This is a genomic window from Metabacillus sp. RB-C-LZQ-3-1, assembly GCF_058315175.1.
Map to the genome: position 1 here is coordinate 156,650 of NZ_JBZFLI010000006.1, position 19,831 is coordinate 176,480.

17 protein-coding genes, 1 pseudogene and 2 riboswitches are annotated in these 19,831 nt (G+C 35.0%); of the genes and pseudogenes, 10 read left to right on the forward strand and 8 right to left on the reverse strand.

The window, feature by feature from the left end; all coding sequences use genetic code 11:
• Positions 1–51: 51 nt before the first annotated feature.
• Entirely contained in the window at positions 52–393 is a 342-nt protein-coding gene (locus AC4GZ8_RS11820; RefSeq protein WP_491082047.1) for a DUF3905 domain-containing protein, read from the reverse strand.
• Positions 394–534: 141 nt separating this feature from the next.
• On the opposite strand from AC4GZ8_RS11820, the gene ykzP reads away from it, so the two are divergent.
• Positions 535–702, forward strand: coding sequence for a protein YkzP (gene ykzP / locus AC4GZ8_RS11825; protein WP_491082048.1), 168 nt, complete (start codon positions 535–537; stop codon positions 700–702).
• Positions 699–860, forward strand: coding sequence for a hypothetical protein (locus AC4GZ8_RS11830; RefSeq protein ID WP_491082049.1), 162 nt, complete (start codon positions 699–701; stop codon positions 858–860). The genes ykzP and AC4GZ8_RS11830 overlap by 4 nt, the downstream gene beginning before the upstream one ends.
• A 228-nt stretch (positions 861–1,088) precedes the next feature.
• Here the strand turns inward: AC4GZ8_RS11830 and AC4GZ8_RS11835 are convergent, their stop codons facing one another.
• Together AC4GZ8_RS11835 and AC4GZ8_RS11840 are read right to left on the reverse strand one after the other, a co-directional pair.
• Positions 1,089–2,855 (reverse strand): B12-binding domain-containing radical SAM protein, encoded by a 1,767-nt coding sequence (locus AC4GZ8_RS11835; RefSeq protein WP_491082050.1) that lies wholly within the window; start codon positions 2,853–2,855, stop codon positions 1,089–1,091.
• 177 nt (positions 2,856–3,032) lie between these two features.
• The gene (locus AC4GZ8_RS11840; RefSeq protein WP_491082051.1) at positions 3,033–4,037 is read right to left on the reverse strand and encodes an acyltransferase family protein; all 1,005 of its coding nucleotides are present in this window, start codon (positions 4,035–4,037) and stop codon (positions 3,033–3,035) included.
• 438 nt (positions 4,038–4,475) lie between these two features.
• Between AC4GZ8_RS11840 and AC4GZ8_RS11845 the strand changes: the two genes are divergently transcribed.
• Positions 4,476–6,665, forward strand: coding sequence for a PAS domain S-box protein (locus tag AC4GZ8_RS11845; protein WP_491082052.1), 2,190 nt, complete (start codon positions 4,476–4,478; stop codon positions 6,663–6,665).
• A 62-nt stretch (positions 6,666–6,727) separates the two neighbouring features.
• Positions 6,728–7,228 carry a methylated-DNA--[protein]-cysteine S-methyltransferase gene (locus tag AC4GZ8_RS11850; protein ID WP_491082053.1) on the forward strand — a complete coding sequence of 167 codons (501 nt, stop codon included), beginning with the start codon at positions 6,728–6,730 and terminating at the stop codon, positions 7,226–7,228.
• A 317-nt stretch (positions 7,229–7,545) separates the two neighbouring features.
• Here AC4GZ8_RS11850 and mtnA read toward each other — a convergent pair whose 3' ends face one another.
• From mtnA to AC4GZ8_RS11865, 3 genes are all read right to left on the reverse strand, one after another.
• A complete protein-coding gene (gene mtnA, locus AC4GZ8_RS11855; RefSeq protein WP_491082054.1) occupies positions 7,546–8,598 on the reverse strand; it encodes an S-methyl-5-thioribose-1-phosphate isomerase in 1,053 nt (350 codons plus the stop codon).
• Positions 8,599–8,630: 32 nt separating this feature from the next.
• The gene (gene mtnK / locus AC4GZ8_RS11860) at positions 8,631–9,833 is read right to left on the reverse strand and encodes an S-methyl-5-thioribose kinase (protein WP_491082055.1); all 1,203 of its coding nucleotides are present in this window, start codon (positions 9,831–9,833) and stop codon (positions 8,631–8,633) included.
• 97 nt (positions 9,834–9,930) lie between these two features.
• A riboswitch (SAM riboswitch) is annotated at positions 9,931–10,076 on the reverse strand.
• A gap of 294 nt (positions 10,077–10,370) precedes the next feature.
• Complete coding sequence (locus AC4GZ8_RS11865) at positions 10,371–11,297, reverse strand: carbon-nitrogen family hydrolase (RefSeq protein WP_491082056.1); 927 nt, start codon at positions 11,295–11,297, stop codon at positions 10,371–10,373.
• Between AC4GZ8_RS11865 and AC4GZ8_RS11870 the strand changes: the two genes are divergently transcribed.
• The 5 genes from AC4GZ8_RS11870 (at position 11,261) to AC4GZ8_RS11890 (ending at position 15,972) form a co-directional block, all read left to right on the forward strand.
• Positions 11,261–12,436 (forward strand): pyridoxal phosphate-dependent aminotransferase, encoded by a 1,176-nt coding sequence (locus AC4GZ8_RS11870; RefSeq protein WP_491082057.1) that lies wholly within the window; start codon positions 11,261–11,263, stop codon positions 12,434–12,436. The genes AC4GZ8_RS11865 and AC4GZ8_RS11870 overlap by 37 nt on opposite strands.
• A 91-nt stretch (positions 12,437–12,527) precedes the next feature.
• Positions 12,528–12,635, forward strand: a riboswitch (SAM riboswitch).
• A gap of 235 nt (positions 12,636–12,870) precedes the next feature.
• Positions 12,871–14,112, forward strand: a complete 1,242-nt coding sequence (gene mtnW, locus AC4GZ8_RS11875) for a 2,3-diketo-5-methylthiopentyl-1-phosphate enolase (RefSeq protein ID WP_491082058.1) — start codon at positions 12,871–12,873, stop codon at positions 14,110–14,112.
• A complete protein-coding gene (locus tag AC4GZ8_RS11880) occupies positions 14,109–14,771 on the forward strand; it encodes a 2-hydroxy-3-keto-5-methylthiopentenyl-1-phosphate phosphatase (protein ID WP_491082059.1) in 663 nt (220 codons plus the stop codon). The genes mtnW and AC4GZ8_RS11880 overlap by 4 nt, the downstream gene beginning before the upstream one ends.
• Positions 14,768–15,388 carry a methylthioribulose 1-phosphate dehydratase gene (locus tag AC4GZ8_RS11885; RefSeq protein ID WP_491082060.1) on the forward strand — a complete coding sequence of 207 codons (621 nt, stop codon included), beginning with the start codon at positions 14,768–14,770 and terminating at the stop codon, positions 15,386–15,388. Before AC4GZ8_RS11880 ends, AC4GZ8_RS11885 begins: the two co-directional genes overlap by 4 nt.
• 41 nt (positions 15,389–15,429) lie before the next feature.
• Entirely contained in the window at positions 15,430–15,972 is a 543-nt protein-coding gene (locus AC4GZ8_RS11890) for a 1,2-dihydroxy-3-keto-5-methylthiopentene dioxygenase (RefSeq protein ID WP_491082061.1), read from the forward strand.
• A gap of 168 nt (positions 15,973–16,140) precedes the next feature.
• Here the strand turns inward: AC4GZ8_RS11890 and abc-f are convergent, their stop codons facing one another.
• The gene (gene abc-f / locus AC4GZ8_RS11895) at positions 16,141–17,844 is read right to left on the reverse strand and encodes a ribosomal protection-like ABC-F family protein (protein WP_491082062.1); all 1,704 of its coding nucleotides are present in this window, start codon (positions 17,842–17,844) and stop codon (positions 16,141–16,143) included.
• Between the two features lie 388 nt (positions 17,845–18,232).
• Here abc-f and cbpA point away from each other — a divergent pair.
• A pseudogene (gene cbpA / locus AC4GZ8_RS11900) lies at positions 18,233–18,870 on the forward strand (cyclic di-AMP binding protein CbpA).
• Positions 18,871–18,928: 58 nt separating this feature from the next.
• Here cbpA and AC4GZ8_RS11905 read toward each other — a convergent pair.
• Positions 18,929–19,705, reverse strand: coding sequence for a divergent polysaccharide deacetylase family protein (locus AC4GZ8_RS11905; RefSeq protein ID WP_491082063.1), 777 nt, complete (start codon positions 19,703–19,705; stop codon positions 18,929–18,931).
• Positions 19,706–19,831: the final 126 nt, after the last annotated feature.

Sequence of the window (19,831 nt, forward strand, 5' to 3'; positions counted from 1 at the left end):
CTCAAATGAAAAGGGAATTTTCATTACGAGTCATCTTTTTTTACATGAAAGTTAGTCACTATCATAACTAACATCTTTATCAGGGTGCATAAAAGGAACTCCGTTAGGTTTTCGTTTTTCCTCAAGTAATTCTCTATTTTCAGGTGTATTCCATCCGATATCATTTGTAGGGTGTACCCACTGATCTCCGGCCATAATAGCGGGATCAATATCATCACTCCAATGATTTAAAGGAGAATTTTCTGAATTATAAAAGCTATCTCCGATCATCACTCCGTAGTCATTCACGAAAGGTTTCTCCATTTTCATACCAGTACCCTTCCAAGAGGGTGCATGGATTTGATGTGGTAATGTTTCATCAAGTGAAAATTTGTCTTCGTTTTCTTTCTTCACATATATCACCTTTCTTTCTTTCTTTATTTACTTTTAGGATATCCAACCATAGGGGGAGTGTGCTTTCCGATTTCTTCCTCTAATAGAAATCGGAAATAACGAGAAAATAAAAAGGTAGTATCTTGAAACTTATCATTTGAGGTGAGTATATTGAAGAGAAAAGCTTTTCGAAATCAGGCTGTAAAACATAATAATACGCCAACAGAAAGTCTTCCAGATGTGGAATTTGCTGAAATTAATGATGATGAAAATCCAATTAAGGGTGCAAATCGAAATTCGAAACATGGAAAGCAAGGGAAATCATCATGACACGTAATAAAATGAAAAGCAAAGATATGCAAAATCATAAAATTCCTACTGATAAAGATTTGCTGCAAGAGGAATTCGGGCATGAAATGGGAGACGTAAATGCATCTCAAATTTATGGTGCTCTAGAAGGGAATAAAAAGAAAGAAAAGAAAAAGTGAGAGGGCTTCTCTCACTTTTTTTTTGGTATGAAATTTTTGAACACTATAGTTATCGCTTTGACATCCAGCTCCGAAGCACAGGGACGTGCAAGTGCAGTCGTGGAGATTGACGTCTCGATTTAAGACTTCCTCTAGGGACTAGCTAATTTAGAATAGAAGGCGAAGAACCCTTCTATTCTAAATCGTCTTATTGCCTTAGGCTGATCAAGGCGCTTGCGCTTTTGTTCTTTATCCTACCTTTGATTCGATTTCACGAGATAAAGCTGTAAAAACAGATGTTTTTGTGTTAATAGCATCATAATGGACAAGAATAAAGGAGTCTTCTTGCACTATTTTTCCTGTTTTAACGTAGTGGTTCAAGTTAAACGGTAAGGTTTCAAGAACTGTATGTTTGAATAAATCCTTTTCTGTGAGTTGTTTTTTCGCAAAATCTTCGCCTAAGAGAAGCGGATTGTCTAATATGGAGTGATAAATTTTACTGCGATCTTGCTTAGATAATGAGTCATCCCACCATGGTTTACGCGGTTTGTATTTTTGATTGCGCAAGTAATCGTATTTCATAAAACCAGTGACAATCTGTACCTCTTCTCGTTTAGAGCTTTCAAGAAACTCAAATAAATGTTTATATAAATCTTCTAGCTGGTGACCAATTCTGCTCCAGCCTTTTTCATCCCAAAATGTTCCGAAGTCCTGGAAAAAATCAAATGGTGTTGGAAAAACCTCTGAAACCAAGTATTCAATTGTTTCATCCATTCGATGATCGTTCCAATATTTTTCTAATACATCTTCTACATGCTTAATTTTTGTAATGTCTTCAAAGGATAGAATATTATTTTTCAGAATTTCATAAGGGGAATGATCCATGTAAACATATCCATGATCTTCTGCCCGCAATCTTAAACCAGTACCTCTTAACATTTTCAAAAATCCAAGCTGAAGCTCTTCAGGACGTAATTCAAAAACATCATTAAAGGTTTTCTTAAAGGAATGATAATCTTCTTCAGGTAAACCAGCAATCAAGTCAAGATGCTGATCAATTTTTTGGCCTTCTTTTACCATTGTAACGGTTCTCGTTAATTTACTGAAGTTTTGTTTTCTCATGACAAGTTCATTTGTTGCATCATTTGTTGATTGAACACCTATTTCAAATCTAAACAATCCTTTAGGGGCATTGTCATTTAAAAATTGAATAACCTCTGGTCTCATAATGTCGGCCGTAATCTCAAATTGAAATACGGTGCCTGGCTTGTGTTCATCAATTAGAAATTGAAACATTTCCATTGCATAACTGCGGCTTATATTAAATGTACGGTCAACAAATTTAATCGTTTTTGCACCATGTTCCATTAAAAAGCGAATATCTTCTTTTACTTTTTCACGATCAAAATAGCGAACACCTACCTCAATGGAGGAAAGGCAAAATTGACAGCTGAATGGACACCCACGACTAGTTTCAATGTACGTAACGCGCTTTGAGAGCTGAGGTAAATCTTCTTTAAAGCGAAATGGAGAAGGTAATGTTTTTAAGTCAATTTTATTACGTTGTGGTTTAATGTGTATTGTCGTTTCTTCACGATAGGCAATCCCACTAACATTTGCAAAGTTTTGTTCACCATGCAATTCATCTAATAGTTGTTTAAAGGATTGTTCTCCCTCACCAATGATAATAAAGTCAACTTCAGGAATTTTTTCCATCCACTCTCTCGTATCATAAGTAACTTCTGGCCCACCTAAAACTATGGTCAATAAAGGATTGATCTTTTTTAACATTTTTACCACTTTAATTGTTTCTTCAATATTCCAAATATAGCAGCTAAACCCGATAACCTCTGGCTTTTTTGCATGAAGGTCAGTGACAATATTCATAGCGGGATCTTTGATTGTGTATTCGGCTAACTCTACTGCATACTCAGGCTCTGCATATGCTTTTAAATAGCGAATTGACAAACTAGTATGAATATATTTAGCATTTAATGTTGATAAAACAGTTTTCATTTTCACACCACTTCTATCTGATTTTATAAAAACATTGCATAAAGCGTTGCAATCAATTATTTATTTTACCATATTGCTTCAATTGGGTATATAACCACAGTATGGAAGGAATTCCAGGCTTTTAAACCAAAATGAGACATTCCCCTTTAAAGGAAAATGCCTCAATAGAAATGAACATTATTTATTTAATAAAAAGGGCTTTATATACAAATGAGACGGCTTCAACTCAATGATCGGGCTCGTAATTTCTTTCACTGTTTTTGTTGACAAAACTGTTGTTAACAAAATTGATAGGATAGTAAGCAAGGCAATACTTTGATAATCACCTAACCACTGAATGGCTTCGCTATTTCTCATATACTGAATGATAAACCCATGAAGAAGGTATACATAGAATGTTCTCGTTCCCCACTCTGTGTAAAAAGCATGTTTGGTAGGGATTAACGATAAAAAACTAAGAGATGTAATCAATGTTAACGTGTAAAAGCCCATTCGAATAAAACCATTAAAAATCGAAATCTCCCCAAACTGTGAATAAGGCTTTGAACCAAATAACCATTCATAATCAAAGTCAAGATAAAAATAAGAAACGAATGTAATGGTTAGCAATATCACAGCAATAACTCGAATATTTGGTTTGGTGATATACGTAAAATGCTCTTTCTTTAAATAAAAACCAATTAAAAATAATGGGAAAAACACAAATGTTCTTGATAAACTTAAATAATTACTTACGATGTCAAAATATCCTATGGCAATTCCGATTGTAAATGCAACAAATAACGCCCATTTAGGAGAAAGCTTTGTTGCTCCAAATAAGAAAACATTCCAGAAAAATAAACTGACTAAAAACCATAATGACCAGTGAGGATCTAACGGATCTAGAACACTTGCCCCTTGTTTTGCAATTGCAAAATAGTAAACAGAATAAATTCCTTGGAAGATAAGATAAGGCAAAATAAGCTTTTTCGCAATTTTCCCTACATACCCCTTTTTATTAAAACCTTTTGCAAAATAACCAGAGATTAAAATAAATGCCGGCATATGGAATGTATAGACAAATTTATAAATCGTCAGCATAATATCACTTTCATCGATAAATGGCCGGATAATATGCCCAAAAACCACTAAAAAAATCAAAAAGAATTTTGCATTATCAAAATAACTCAAACGATTTTTCATTAATTTATCATTCCCCTTGAAGTAGTAAATCGTAAAATTATCTTTTTTTATTCCCTAATCGTGATGGAAATAAACATTGTTTTCCCACATAAACTTAGTGTACTTATTACAGTGTTTTCGATAGAGATTGTTTTTTTATTAGGGACGTAATAAAGCTGTCATCTAGTTGTAAAAAGATGACAGCTTTTGTGAATATTCGCTTTGAAATTGTTTTAAAATAGGACCTTTGTACAATTGAAAGAACAGAGCATGCTCGAGCTGCACAACTATTCCCACTACTTATTACAACAAAGATTATACAAAACATCTTATTATATTACACCTTTTACAGTAAAAAAGAAACAATTTCTATCATTTTGTAGATAGGTGAAGGACAATGAAAGAACTTGTAGAATAGAACTTATAGAAGAAAGTTTGTCATCAATAGGGGTGAATGAATTGAAACAAACGATGGAGGATCACGAAATCGTTACCTTAAAAGCACAATTAGCTAAATTAGAAGAAGAAAATGAAATGCTAAAATCTAAGTTACTGCAGCACGAAAATATTCTAGAAGGTGCATTAGATGCGGTAGCTATTTTTGATGAAAATATGAGATTTATTGATGTGAACTCTGCTGCATGTCACATGTTTCAATTAAAGAAAAAAGAGTTATGTCAAAAAAGCCTGTACGATTTTTTATCATTGATTCCAAAAAATCAATTGAACCAAATGTTGGATACAATTTATCAGGATAATCCTAATAGAAATGAACTAATTGTAAAGCTTGAGAATGGACAGGTTAAGTTTTTAGAGATTTCTGTACGCAAAAAGGCGATAAACGGATATGACCTGGCTATGATCAAAGATGTGTCATTTAAAAAAATGCTTGAGCGCGAAAGAACGATCAATGAACAGCTTTTCAAAGACCTCTTTCACCGAGCAGTAGATGGAATTGTCATTTTTGATCAAGATGGAGCATTTATCGATGCCAATGGAACCTTTTGTACAAGCTTTGAAATTAATAAAAACCAATTGAAATCATTTGTTTTAGGAGATTTTATTGATGAACCTGATCTATATAAATTGGATCGACTATGGAATATGTTAAAAGAAAATGGGAGTGCAAAGGGAGAACTCCCAGTGTTACTTAAAAATGGAAGTAAAAAGGTTTTTGAGTTTACTACTACATCAAATATTATTAATGGTTTCTATATGGCTATTATGCGGGATATTACTGAAAAACGATCAATGGAGATGAAGCTATATAAAAGTGAGGAACGTTTTAGAGAAATTTTTGAAAACGCCATTGATGCTATTGTGATTTGGGAAAAGAATGGTCAAATTCTAAAAGTCAATCAAGCTGCAAGTCGAACCTTTGAACTTAGTGAAACAGAACTTGTTCAAAGAAATATTTTAGACTTTGTGGATCAAAGTTCATCTAGTTTTCGTCGAGTGAAAAAGGAATATTTTCAAACAGGGGCTATCAGAGAAGAATTGCTTTTTCATATGCCAAATGGTCAAAATAAAGAACTTGAGTTTACGTCTAAAATGGACATTTTAGACGGACATCATCTTACAATTTTTCGTAATGTAAGTGAAAGAAAACGAATGGAAAAGGTCTTAAGGGAAAGCGAGCATAAATTTAGGAATATATTTAACGCAGCAATGGATGGTATTATCTTATTTAATAATGATTATGAAATTATAGAAGCAAATCCTACTGCAAGGAAAATATTGAATCTTTCGTCAAGTGATATAAAATCGTATAAAATTTGTGATATCCTTTTTTCAAGGATGGATGATCTCTATCAAGAAGAAGAGCTAGATTTCTATGAGGCTAAAACTCAGGAAGCAATCTATACCTTTGATAATGGGGAAGAGAAAATATTAGAGATTTCGTTAAAACATCATATAAATGAAGATATGAATCTGGCAGTGTTTCGGGATGTAACAGAAAAGCGGGAATTAGAAGAACAATTGCGAAAATCAGATACATTAAATGTTGTTGGAGAACTTGCAGCAGGAATTGCACATGAAATACGCAACCCAATGACAGCATTAAAGGGATTTATTCAACTTTTACAAGGAAGTGTGAAAGAGGACTTTTCTATGTATTTTAATGTCATCACGTCAGAGCTAAGTAGAATTGAATCTATCATTACAGAGTTTCTCATCCTTGCTAGACCCCAGGCAATTAAATTTTCAAAGAAAGATCTCGGCATCATCATGAAAGAAACAACCGAATTGCTGAACGCCCAAGCTATACTCGTCAATGTTCAAATGATACTTGAAATCGAAGAGAATCTTCCTTTAATCTATTGTGAGCCGAATCAATTAAAGCAAGTGTTTATTAATGTGTTAAAAAATGCAATTGAAGTTATGCCAAATGGTGGTCAAATTGATGTGAAGATTAAACAAAAGGATCAGGATAATCTTTTGGTATCCATCACAGATAGAGGGTCAGGTATCCCAGAGGATAAAATCAAACGGCTAGGGCAACCTTTTTATACAACAAAGGAAAGAGGGACTGGTCTTGGCTTAATGGTTAGCTATAAAATTATTGAAGAGCACCAAGGGCAAGTAGATGTAGAAAGTGAAGAAGGAAAAGGAACAACTTTTCATATAACGTTACCTATTAGACAATAACATGTTAATAGGTTATTTTTTCGTGAGCTTATAGAATAAGAAAAAGACAAATGAGGGTTTTTATGATTTATTATGGTTTTTATGATTCACCATTAGGAAAATTAACTATTGTTTCTAATGGTGAAAAAATAACGAATTTGTTTTTAACAACAGAAAAATTTGATTCTTTTCGGTCAGGAAAAACTTGTCTCTTTGATCATGAAAAGCGATGTAATGTATTACAGAATGCGATCAGACAATTACATGAGTACTTTCATGAAGGGAGAAAAGAATTTGATTTACCATTGGAGCTTATTGGAACAGACTTTCAAAAAAGGATCTGGGATAAACTAAGAGATATTCCTTTTGGGAAGGTTTGCAGCTACCAAGATATAGCGATTGGTATCGGTCAAAAAAATGCCGTTCGAGCAATTGGACAAGCAAATAAAGCAAATAAACTTCCTATTTTGATTCCATGTCACCGAGTCATTGGTAAAAACAAAAAGTTAACGGGATATGCTGGGACAAAAACCGAGTTAAAAGCTATTTTGCTAACTCATGAAAAGGTATTATTTCAAGAGTAACTCATGACTTGTCACATTATTGACTTCGTAACATATTATGTCATTAAGAGAAAAAAGTTGCGTAAGGTAAAGAAAGGGGCAAGTCATATGTTTTGGCCAAACAAACGTTATCAAAAAGTGTATTTTTATTCTATTCTGTTGTCAAAGCTACACGTCTTAACAGAGCAAGAAAAAAGCAATCTTCTTCAAAAAAATCCCGAAAACTGATTGTAAGATAATCAAAAAGAACAAAGTGGCACGAGACAGGAGTGAACACTTTGTTCTTTTTATCTTATTTTAGAATTGTTAGGACTTCGCAACAAACTTTCACTTACTAGTTACTTTTGGAATAATGTTGAAATACTTTTCGTATAATCACCAGTTAAAATACCTTTTTCAGTAATAATCCCAGCAATTAATTCATTCGGTGTGACGTCGAATGCTGGATTAAATACTTTTACACCTTCTGGGGCTACTTGAACTCCATGAATATGCGTAATTTCTTCTGAGTGACGTTCTTCAATTGGTATTTGATTTCCGTCTGTAATGGCTATGTCGAACGTTGATAATGGTGCTGCTACATAGAACGGAATGTTAAAGGCTTTTGCGAGTAGTGCAAGATTAAAGGTTCCAATTTTATTTGCTGTATCACCATTAGCAGCAATTCGATCAGCACCAACGATCATTGCAGAGATGTTCTTTGATTTAATAGTGTGTGCCGCCATATTATCCGTAATTAATGTGACATCAACACCTGCTTGCATCAGCTCCCATGTGGTGAGGCGAGCTCCTTGAAGAACAGGTCTGGTTTCACATGCAAATACACTTAAATGTATATTCTTTTCCTTTGCAAGATAAAAAGGTGCGAGAGCTGTTCCATATTTAGCGGTTGCAATAGAACCTGCATTACAAATCGTCATAATTCGATCTCCATCTTTAAAAACAGATAGAGCATGTTCACCAATTGATTGGCATACTTGTTCATCTTCAGCTTCAATTGCTTTTGCCTCGCTTAGGAGTGTTGCCTTTGCCTTATCAATATCTGTTACTTCTTTAACACTATTCATCAATCGATCTAATGCCCAAAAAAGGTTTACAGCTGTTGGTCTTGAACTAGCTAGATAATTACGATGTTTTTCTAGATTACGAAGAAAACCTTCATAAGTATGTGAAGAATCAAGCTTAGCTGCTAATGCTAAACCATATGCTGCAGTAATGCCGATTGCAGGAGCTCCTCTAACCTTTAAAGACTGAATAGCTTCCCAAACATCTTCAACTGTTTTTAGTTCGAGGTATTCAGTAACCTTAGGGATTTTTTGTTGATTTAATAATGAAATATACTCACCCTTCCAAAGAACAGAACGAGGTATAACGAAATTTTGTGCAGTCATTTTTATAAAAACTCCTTTAGTTTGCTATTTCATTAGTTGACTTGTACGGCGGTTTGTTTAACATATTCTTTAAATTGCTTTGGAGATGTAATCGATTTTCGGTTTTTGATTAATTCACTTCCTAAAGAGAGAGCAACCTGCTTTGTTGCAATTCTTCTTTCACGTGGTTCGATTGTATCTAAGTCAGCAACATGTGCTAATCCGATTGTACGACGAATAATTTCGCAACCGGCAAATCCAACGGCTTCTTCAAATATTTCAGTTAAAACATATTCTAAATAGCCATCTACTTTGGTGAAAATTTCAAGGGCATCTTTGTTCCATGCTAGAGAAAATTCTGCCACAAATACATTCCACGTTGTTTCAATATGGTTATAAATGACTTCTTGATTCTCTGGATCACGAGCTAGTGCATTAAAGAGAAGGTTAGCAAATACTTGCCCCACATCAAAACCAATAGGCCCAAAATAAGCAAACTCTGGATCAATAACTTTTGTTTCGTTTTCATCGGCAAAAATACTACCCGTATGTAGGTCACCATGAACGAGTGCTTCAGCCTTTGTTAGAAAAAGCTGCTTTAACTTTGCTACTTCTAATTTTAAGGCTTGATCTTCCCAAAGCTTTTCCACATCTTGTTGAAGTTCTGTCTCATATTCATTTGTTTCATGATCAAAGAAGGGATCTGTAAAGACAAGGTCTTCTGTTATTTTACATAGGTCAGGGTTAATGAATTGTTTGACCAAAGCTTTTTTATAATGTTGATTTACCCCATAATCAGATGTATAGAATAATGTTTTAGCTAAAAATTCTCCAATATGTTGAGATAAAAGTGGTAAGTCCTTACCTTCTATCAAAGCAGCTCGAGCGATTTGTAAGTGTGACAGATCTTCCATAATGGTGATGGCAAGGGATTCATCTGAATAAAACACTTTTGGTACATATTGTGGAACAAATTCTGCTTGCTTAAGAAGAGCATTTGTCTCGATTCTTGAACGATCTAACGTTAATGGCCAGCTTTCACCAACAACCTTTGCATACGGTAAAGCCTGTTTAATGATGATGCTTTCACCATTTTCATTATGTGTCACTTTAAAAACTAGGTTTAAATTCCCGTCCCCTATTTCATTACAAGTTAATTGACTGTTCTCATCAAAAAGCTGCAGCTTTTTTGCTAAAGCGATTGCTCCGTTTTCATTTAATGGTTCATAAGCTGAAGATTTTTTATTTGCGCACATTTGAATGACCTCCAAGTAATATTATGATTGGAGGCTTTTCTAAAATAAGAAAAGCCTCTTTCCAGATTGAAAGAGGCTTGAAGTCATAGCTTCGCACCTCTCATCTTTCAGAAAGTTTCCTTTCTGGTGGAATTAGCACCGTGCCCTACTGGTCATAGACCAGATTTATTTCATAACGGTTGAAATACGGTCGGTTGCTGCGGCGTCATTGGGCCAAGTCCCTCTGCCAACTCTTGATAAGAGATTATTTTTAAAAATAATAGATTTTTTTATTTTATTTAGGTTTTAATGCTTTCCTAGAAAAATATAACGCTTGATTAGCATATTATCAATGTTCCTAAGATTTTGTCAATAGAAAATCTATAGAATTGCCTAAATATTTGTGAATTTATTTGTGTGATCAAAATGTATTTAATTTAAGGGTAGTAGTAAAAAACCAATGTTTTGACTATAAGAAATTGAAGGTAAAGAACACCTTCTATTCCTGCTTCTCCTATACTTGTCGCCTAATACTAAGCTAAGCGCCTTCGCCATTTTCTAATAATATTCAGGAAGACGATCATCAAAGATTGGAATTTGACTGCGAACTTGCTTAACTAACTCAATATCCAATTCAGTTGATATCATGCCTGGATTTTCATCTGCCTCAGCTAGGATATTTCCCCAAGGGTCAATGATAATGGAATGTCCCGCAAATTCATTATTAGGATCAGTGCCTGCTCTATTGCATGCCACAACATAGCATTGGTTTTCTATCGCTCTTGAGAGTAGAAGTGTTTTCCAATGATGTAGACGGGGCATTGGCCATTCTGCTACAACAAATAACACTTCTGCACCTTGGGTTGTATGAGTACGAATCCACTCTGGGAAACGAATATCATAGCAAATAACACCCGCACTTTTTATTCCGCCAAGTTCAAATAGTCCTTTTTCACTTCCTGCTGTTAAGTAATGATGCTCGTCCATCAGTTTGAATAAATGAAGTTTGCTATATTCGTGGATAACTTGACCAGTATTGTCGACAATAAACATTGTATTTGTGACGTGACCTTCATTTTTTTTAGCAATGGAACCGCCAACGATGTGAACAGAATATTTTTGTGCAAGGCCGCTTAAAAACATTTTTGTTTTCTCACCATTTTGATCAGAAATTTCATCTAATCGTGTCAGATCATATCCTGTTGTCCATAGTTCTGGCAGAACGATCGTCGTTGATTTTTCCCGGTTTACAGCTAAGGCAATCTTCTCTTCAACTTGTTGGTAATTTAAGTCCGGATCACCGAATTTGATATCTAATTGAATACACGTAATGATAGGTTTCATTTGGTTCACACCTTCATTTTTAAAATTTTTTACTTTACAAGTTGTTACTAACAATATATGATTTGTGACTAGAATTTCAAGAATTTTTTGAGAAGGTGTCGAAAATGAAAATATTTGAACAATCGGAATTATTAAATACATTACCGAAGCAGTTTTTTGCGAGCCTTGTTGCAAAAGTGAATAACATAATTGAGCAAGGTCACGATGTCATTAATTTAGGTCAAGGGAATCCCGATCAGCCAACACCGGGACATATTGTTGAAGCAATGGAAAAAGCAGTAAAAAATCCAAACTATCATAAATATTCACCGTTTCGTGGCCAATCATTTTTGAAGGAAGCGGTCGCTACATTTTATAAAAGAGAATATGGAGTTAATATTGACCCACAGTCAGAAGTAGCCATTCTCTTTGGAGGAAAAGCAGGTCTAGTAGAAGTTCCGCAATGTTTGTTGAATCCAGGAGATGTTGTGCTTGTACCAGATCCTGGTTATCCTGATTATTGGTCTGGAGTGGAATTAGCTCGTGCAAAAATGGAACTCATGCCATTATTAGAGGAAAATCAATTTTTACCAGATTACGGAAGCCTGCAAAAAGAAGTGATCGATAAAGCGAAATTGATGTTTATTAATTATCCGAATAATCCTACTGGGGCAACGGCAACCGAAGAGTTTTTTGAAGAGACTGTTCAGTTTGCAGAAAAACACGATATTTGTGTTGTTCATGATTTCGCGTATGGCGCGATTGGATTTGACGGAAAAAGGCCGGTGAGCTTCTTGGAGACGAATGGAGCAAAAGATGTCGGAATTGAAATTTACACATTTTCAAAAACCTATAATATGGCAGGTTGGAGAATTGGGTTTGCTGTCGGTAATCCGTCTGTAATAGAGGCACTTAATTTGTTACAGGATCATATGTATGTGAGTGTATTTAGCGCAATCCAAGAAGCAGCTGCACATGCACTTTTAAGCCCGCAAACATGCGTTAAGGAACTAAATGCTATGTACGAGTCTAGACGAAATGCACTTATATCTGCTTGTCATGAAATTGGGTGGAAAGTAACTGCACCAGCCGGATCATTTTTCGCATGGCTCCCAGTCCCAAGTCAATTTGAATCTTCACAGGCTTTTTCAGATTATTTGCTTGAGAATGCTCATGTTGTCGTAGCTCCTGGTGTTGGGTTTGGAGAATTTGGTGAAGGGTATGTTAGGGTTGGATTATTAACAACAGAAGTAAGACTTAAAGAAGCAGTTGAAAGAATAAAACGATTAAACATTTTCTAATTTACCATGTATCTTACTTTATTCTTTTAGCCTTGACATGCTATATGTGATCTGTCATAATTCTTATTAATTTCAAAAAATGAACGTTTCGTTCTTATCAAGAGCAGGTGGAGGGACTAGCCCTATGAAGCCCGGCAACCGACTTGACATCCTGTTAAGCACGGTGCTAATTCTTGCAGCATATGCTGATAGATAAGGGAGATTGCTTATTACTTATGTGCGTAAAAAAGCCCCTTTGATCTATTCAAAGGGGCTTTTTTTTCGCTTTAGTTAAACATGATCTTAAATTAAGAGAGAAGGCTCGATGTTGAAACGAAATGTTCAAGATTGACTAAAGGAATCAAATGCATTAGCAAATAAATGATGTTAAAATTAGTATGATAAATAGAAAGATTCAGAAAATGTCATATGTATTGAGAAAGTAGGGTTATTTAGTGAGTGAAGTTATTGCTACATATCTTGTACACGATGCAAAAGGTGATTTACACAAAAAAGCTGAGGGTATTGCATTAGGTCTAACAGTTGGCTCTTGGACAGAACTCCCTTTACTTGAACAAGAGCAATTAAAAGCACATAAAGGTCGTGTATTAGAAGTCAGTCAACTAGAAAGCTGTGAGAAAACAAACCGATATCTTGGAAAGCCTGTTACAAGAGGGGAAATCAAGATTGCTTATCCAAGCTTAAATTATAGCCACGATCTGCCAGCAATCTTAACGACTGTTTTCGGTAAATTATCTCTTGATGGTGAGGTAAAGCTGCTTGATTTAGAGTTTTCGGATGAGATGAAAAAAACTTTTCCGGGACCCAAATTCGGTGTAGCAGGTATCCGTGAATTAGTTGGAGTCAACGATCGACCACTCTTAATGAGTATTTTTAAGGGTGTCATCGGGAGAGATATTTCGTATTTAAAGGACCAATTAAAGCAGCAGATTTTAGGTGGAGTAGATTTAGTAAAAGACGATGAGATTCTTTTTGATAATCCTTTAACACCTTTTGAAAACCGCATTTTAGTTGGTAAAGAAGTATTGAGGCAAGTATTTGAAGAAACAGGTCATAAAGCGTTATATGCGGTTAACTTAACAGGGAAAACCTTTGACTTAAAAGAAAAAGCGAAAAGAGCAACTGAGCTCGGAGCCAGTGTATTGCTATTTAATGTATTTGCATATGGTTTAGACGTGATGCAAAGCTTAGTGGAAGATCCAGAGATAGCTGTCCCAATAATGGCGCATCCAGCAGTTAGTGGTGCATCAACAGCATCAAGCTTATACGGATTCTCAAACTCATTGTTATTAGGGAAGCTAGTTCGTATGTCTGGTGCTGATTTCTCTTTATTCCCATCACCATATGGAAGTGTTGCATTAGATCGAAATGTAGCACTTGGGATTGCCGAAAACTGCTTAAATGAAGATGGATTTAAGCAAGCATTCCCGGTTCCATCTGCTGGTATTCATCCAGGATTAGTTCCAATATTAGTAAATGATTTTGGGGTGAATTCAGTCATTAATGCTGGTGGCGGAGTTCATGGTCATCCAAATGGAGCAATTGGGGGAGGACAAGCATTCCGTGCTGCTATTGATGCCACTCTTTCCGGTATCACACTAAAAGAAGCAGCTGAAAAGAGTGAAGATCTTAAGCTTGCCATTGATTTATGGGGTGCCAAAGAGGTGAGCAAATGAGTGACAAAGTAATTATTTGTGACTTCGACGGAACAATTACCGAGACAGATAATATTATTGCGATCATGAAAGAGTTTGCACCACCAGAATGGGATGCTCTTAAAAATGGAGTTCTCTCACAGGAGATCTCCATTAAAGAAGGAGTTGGGAAGATGTTTCAATTACTTCCCTCTTCATCAAAAACACAAATTGTGGAGTTTATCCTTCAGCATGCTGAGATTCGTCCAGGTTTTCAAGATTTTGTGCGATACGCAAAGGAAAACAATATCCCGCTTTATATTGTTAGTGGGGGAATTGACTTTTTTGTATATCCTCTACTTCAAGGTCTGGTTAATGAAGACCAGATTTACTGTAATGTGGCTAATTTCTCAAATGAGCAAATCAAGATTGAATGGCCAAACAGTTGTGACGAACAATGCACGAATGAATGTGGATGCTGTAAGCCGTCACTCATTCGACAGCTTACAAATACGAATCAAAAGAAAATTGTTATTGGAGATTCAATTACAGATTTACAGGCCGCCAAATTAGCTGATTTTGTGATTGCTAGAGATCTGTTATTAGAAAAATGCAAAGAGTTACAGTTGCCACATCAGTCGTTTACAACATTTTTTGATGTAATGGACATTCTTGATCATCTAGAGGAGGTAAGTGTGTGAGTTTACTAGAGCAACGATGGGGAGAATTAGCAGACATTAAGAGAGTGCTGGCAAAGAGAGAGTGGTTCCCAGGGACAAGTGGTAACTTGGCGATCAAAGTGGAGGATGATCCTATTTCATTTCTTGTAACGGCAAGTGGAAAGGATAAAACAAAAGAGACAAATGAAGACTTTTTACTAGTCAATGGAAAGGGACTGCCTGTTAATAACACACATTTAAAGCCATCAGCAGAAACTCTTTTACATGTTGAAATCTTTAATAAAACCAATGCCGGGTGCAGTCTTCATGTTCATACCGTTGATAACAATGTGATTTCAGAACTTTATGGAGATCAAGGAAAGATAACATTTAAAGGTCAAGAAATTATTAAAGCCTACGGATTGTGGGATGAAGATGCTGAGTTTACAATTCCGATTATTTACAATCATGCCCATATCCCTACACTAGCAAGTGATTTTAGTGAATTTGTTAAAGCGGATGCAGGAGCAGTCCTCATTCGTAATCACGGAATTACTGTATGGGGAAGAGATGCTTTGGAGGCAAAGAAATATTTAGAGGCTAGCGAATTCTTATTTTCTTATCATTTGAAACTAATGACATTGAAGGCATATCGCTAGATAGAAATTCAAAAATCAAATATAAATTGGAGGAGAAAATAATGGCAGTCATTAAAGTTAGAAACACAAATGAAGTAATTGAAGGTCAAGAGCAGGTTTCATCATTCTTAGAGAAACAAGGTGTACTTTATGAACACTGGGATATGAGCAAGCTCCCATCACATTTAGTTGAAAAGTTTGTTCTTAGTGATGAGGAAAAATCTGAAATTCTAACAACCTACAAAGCTGAAATTGAAGATTTAGCAGAAAGAAGAGGCTATAAAACATGGGATATCGTTGCTTTATCTGATGCAACTCCTAATCTTGAAGAGCTTTTAAAGAAGTTTGAAAATGTTCATACACATACTGAAGATGAAGTTCGTGCGATTACAGCAGGACATGGGATTTTCATTATTAAAGGTGATGATCAAACTGGATACTTTGATGTAGAATTAGAAGCTGGCGATGTTATTTCTGTACCAGAAGGCAATCCACATTTCTTTACATTAATGGAAGACCGCCAAGTTGTGGCTGTACGCTTGTTTATTGAAACAGAAGGATGGGTGGCTCATCCATATCAAGAGGAACAAGAATTAACGAAATAATAATAAAGGGAAACTTCCATCAGTGGGGGTTCTTCATCCCCACTGACAGTTAGTTGAACCAATCGGACTTTTATAACGGGCAGTTATCCCCCACCTACCTTCTTATCAACTCAGAAGCTTGAAATGGGATTTTACTGCCGCAAAGAGTGGGATAAAAAAGCGGAGAAATTAGATCTCCGCTTTATTTAATAATTCTCGTTTTTTCTTTGTTAAGCTTTTGAAAGCTTGATCAAGTACATGATATTTCTCAGAATTAGGAGTTAATAAACTAATTTCACCCAATATGGCAGATATTTCTGTGTTCACACGTAATAATTCCTCTTCCATTTCTTGTGTAGTTGAAGAGGTGGATTCTTGAGCTGTTCTACGTTTTTCTTCATACTCTTCAATAGACATTTCTACCCGCTTAATTTTTTGATCTTCGAATACAAGAAGCTTATCACAAACATGCTGGAGGAAATAGACATCATGGGAAACAACGAGGATTGTACCAGAATAATCCTTCAAAGTTTTTTCCAATTGATGTCGGCTTGCTAAATCTAAATGATTCGTCGGTTCATCAAGAATCAGCATATCGTATTCATTTAAAAGCATGTTTGTTAATTTAATTCTCGTCCGTTCTCCTAGACTTAAAGTTCCAACACACTGACTTAGCGTTTTTGCGTTCATACCCATATTTGCGAGGATAGTCCTTGCCTTCAATATCTGATCTCGATCTGAAAGTTGTAACGCTTCTAAACCGGTCTGTGAGATATCCATATCAGCAACATCTTGGCTTAAGCTTGCGATTTTAAGTGAGGGGCTAATAGTTAGATTACCAGCTGTTCTCGATTCTTCACCTCTAAACATGTTTAATAATGTTGTTTTCCCAGAACCATTTGGTCCATAGATTCCAATTTTTTCTCCATGTTTTATAAAGAAATGACTTTGATGAAACAGCATTCTATTCGGAAATCTCTTAGTAAGGTCTTTTGCCTCGATGATTCGCTTGCCTCTTTTTTCGTTTCCTTTAAATTGAAAGGCGATGTTTTTATCCTCAGTAGGTTTTTCAACCTTGTTTTTTTCTAATTCGTTATTTAATCTTTTCATTTTTGATTTTATTGCTCGGTCGATTTTTTTTGCTTTAACACCATGGAATTCTTTCATTCCTTCTTGATCCCGCATTGTTCGATGGGCTTTTCCTGCCCACTGTTGTAATTGCTCCATTTGCCCTTCAACTTTTGCAATATCTTTTTGTTGATTTTGATAATGGTGTAATTGAACTTCCCGATTTTTTTTCTTTTTCTCATAAAAGGCAGAATAATTTCCTTCATAGGCTGTGAGCTTCCCGTTTTCCAGGTCAAATATTTGCTGAACAGTTTGATCTAAAAAGTAACGGTCATGAGATATAACGATTACAGCACCTTTGAAGGAATCAAGCTGCTCTATCAACCAATGGATCCCTTGATAATCAAGATGATTCGTTGGTTCATCAAGAAGAAGAATATGCGGATGATTTGACCAAACCTCAGCTAATGCAATTTTAAGTTTTTCACCACCGCTTAAATGTGAGAAGCGATCATTGTCCCAGGATTGATATTTTGAAAGTCCTAATTCACTTGTCTTCTCAAGAAATTCACCTGATAAATTTGAGTTATTGGATATTTGATAATCAACGGACTGTTGTAGATAACCGATTCTAAGTGCAGGATTTTTTACAATCGATCCAGCATCAGGCTCCAGCTTACCGTAAATCAAGTTAGCAAGAGTTGACTTCCCTGCACCATTAATTCCTACAAGACCGATTCGATCTTGTTTTTTTATCTCAAATGAAACATCGTTTAAAATCTGTCGATCTCCATAATGTTTATGAATATTTCGTACAGTAAGCATAAAAAAACCTCCCTAACCTAGAGAGATCATTCTAAAAAAATATACATAATCATGATAAAACAATGTATCTGCAAAAACAGATCACATTTATTTCATTATAAGGATGTATAATGTTGAAGAATGCAGACTAATCCAATTTCTCTAGGTAATATTAAGATTCAAAATATAAATGAATAATAATAGCCTGAAAAAAAGATTAGAACTTCATTGTATCAACATTCACCCTTTCCATTTTGTTACAATAAATTATATGTTACCAAAGGGGAAATTGCAACAGCTTTCAAGTTTTTTTTATGTAAAGGCTCAAAACTGTTATTATTATATGTTCTTTGCTATAAAATAGGGCTAGAATAAATTTTTATCAAGAAAACTACAAGGAGGTAGTTTAATGAAAGTTCGCTATCATTACGTAAAAAAAGCAGAGGTTAAATATTGTGATAGTCAGTGGACAGTTAAAGAGGCATACGATTATTTAAAAGAAACAGGATATAGATCAATACCTGTTTTAAAGGATGAGGGGAAAACATTTGTTGGTTTTATCTATAAAGTTCACTTATTAGAGCATTTCGTAGAAAATAGTGGAAAGGAAACAGATCCTATTGAACCTTTTATTCAAAATCGGGATGCCTATATATTTGAAGAGGACTCTTTTTTAAAACATTTTTAACTATCCGTCGTTTACCTTTTTTAGCCGTTATTAATGAACAAAATGAATTTTCCGGTATTATTACACATTCAAACATTATGGATGTATTGGAAGATTCCTTCGGTATGAAAACAGGGGGAGTGCTTTTAACGGTTGGAACAAAGGAGCATAAAGGTGCAATAAAGGATTTAGTAACAGCAGTAAAGGATATCAATATTGAAGGTTTGTTAACCTTAGATAATGGTGACAAATACATAAGAAGAATTATCATCAATCTTTCTGATAATTTATCAGATCAAAAGCTTCAAAAAATTGTGAAGAAATTAGAAGATAAGGATTTTCGAATTACAGCTATCGATCGTATCGAAAAAACAAATTAATGCGGATAGGGGACTGTCTAGTTATGGGGAAAATTAGAACAGTCCCTATGATGTACTATTATTGAAAATTTGTCACATCTTCTGGATGAATAAATAATTCAGATAATGTAACAGGCTGTGCCTTTTCTTTTACCTTTGGTACATATTGTTTTAAAACAGAAGCTGTTTTTTCTCCTGCAATGCCAACATGACCGATCGCAATAATATCCGTATCATTTTCGATACGGCTTAATAATAAATTGGCCTGTTTTACAATATGACTTGTTGTATATTGTTCATCAATAAATAATTCGTTTTCTAGGTATGGTACACCTAATTCATTAGCCAATTTTTCCACAACACTTTTTCCGGTTGTTTTACTATCTAAATAATATAATCCTTTCTCCTGACATACCTCCAAAATAATTCTCATAATCCGCGGATCTGAGGTGATTTTAGACCCCATATGATTATTCATACCTACAGCGTAAGGAACATCTTCTATAGCTTTTATGACTCTTTCTCGTACTTCCTTATTTGATAAATTACTTGAAATTGCTCCAGGTCCAAGCCAGCTTTTCTTCCCATGTAATGGTTCCATCGGAAGATGAAGAATAACTTCATGTCCCTTTTTGTGAGCAAGCTCTGCATCTTTTTTAGTAGTTGATAAAAAAGGCATAACGGCAACAGTGAGGGGAATAGGTAAGGAAAGAATCTCATCAGTTCCTTTCATATCATTTCCAAAATCATCAATGACAATGGCAACATGCTTACGATTTTGGGTATTAGGAGCTTCAGAAAGGGTGGAAGGTACAAACATGAAAAAAAGAACAGCCAATATCAATAATATTCTCATATGTGATACTCCTTTATTAGAATTTGCCTTCACTATTAGATAAGACTTCCTACTATTTTAACCTGTAAGAAAAAAATGATGTGTAAAATGAGAATGCAGTGAAAGATGAAAGGGAAGTTTAAAGAT

Excerpts from the sequence above, each read along its gene's own strand:
- AC4GZ8_RS11830 (WP_491082049.1), top strand. The coding sequence starts at position 699 with ATGACACGTAATAAAATGAAAAGCAAAGATATGCAAAATCATAAAATT.
- AC4GZ8_RS11835 (WP_491082050.1), bottom strand. The coding sequence starts at position 2,855 with ATGAAAACTGTTTTATCAACATTAAATGCTAAATATATTCATACTAGT.
- AC4GZ8_RS11840 (WP_491082051.1), bottom strand. The coding sequence starts at position 4,037 with ATGAAAAATCGTTTGAGTTATTTTGATAATGCAAAATTCTTTTTGATT.
- AC4GZ8_RS11850 (WP_491082053.1), top strand. The coding sequence starts at position 6,728 with ATGATTTATTATGGTTTTTATGATTCACCATTAGGAAAATTAACTATT.
- mtnA (WP_491082054.1), bottom strand. The coding sequence starts at position 8,598 with ATGACTGCACAAAATTTCGTTATACCTCGTTCTGTTCTTTGGAAGGGT.
- mtnK (WP_491082055.1), bottom strand. The coding sequence starts at position 9,833 with ATGTGCGCAAATAAAAAATCTTCAGCTTATGAACCATTAAATGAAAAC.
- AC4GZ8_RS11870 (WP_491082057.1), top strand. The coding sequence starts at position 11,261 with ATGAAAATATTTGAACAATCGGAATTATTAAATACATTACCGAAGCAG.
- AC4GZ8_RS11865 (WP_491082056.1), bottom strand. The coding sequence starts at position 11,297 with ATGTATTTAATAATTCCGATTGTTCAAATATTTTCATTTTCGACACCT.
- AC4GZ8_RS11880 (WP_491082059.1), top strand. The coding sequence starts at position 14,109 with ATGAGTGACAAAGTAATTATTTGTGACTTCGACGGAACAATTACCGAG.
- AC4GZ8_RS11890 (WP_491082061.1), top strand. The coding sequence starts at position 15,430 with ATGGCAGTCATTAAAGTTAGAAACACAAATGAAGTAATTGAAGGTCAA.
- abc-f (WP_491082062.1), bottom strand. The coding sequence starts at position 17,844 with ATGCTTACTGTACGAAATATTCATAAACATTATGGAGATCGACAGATT.
- AC4GZ8_RS11905 (WP_491082063.1), bottom strand. The coding sequence starts at position 19,705 with ATGAGAATATTATTGATATTGGCTGTTCTTTTTTTCATGTTTGTACCT.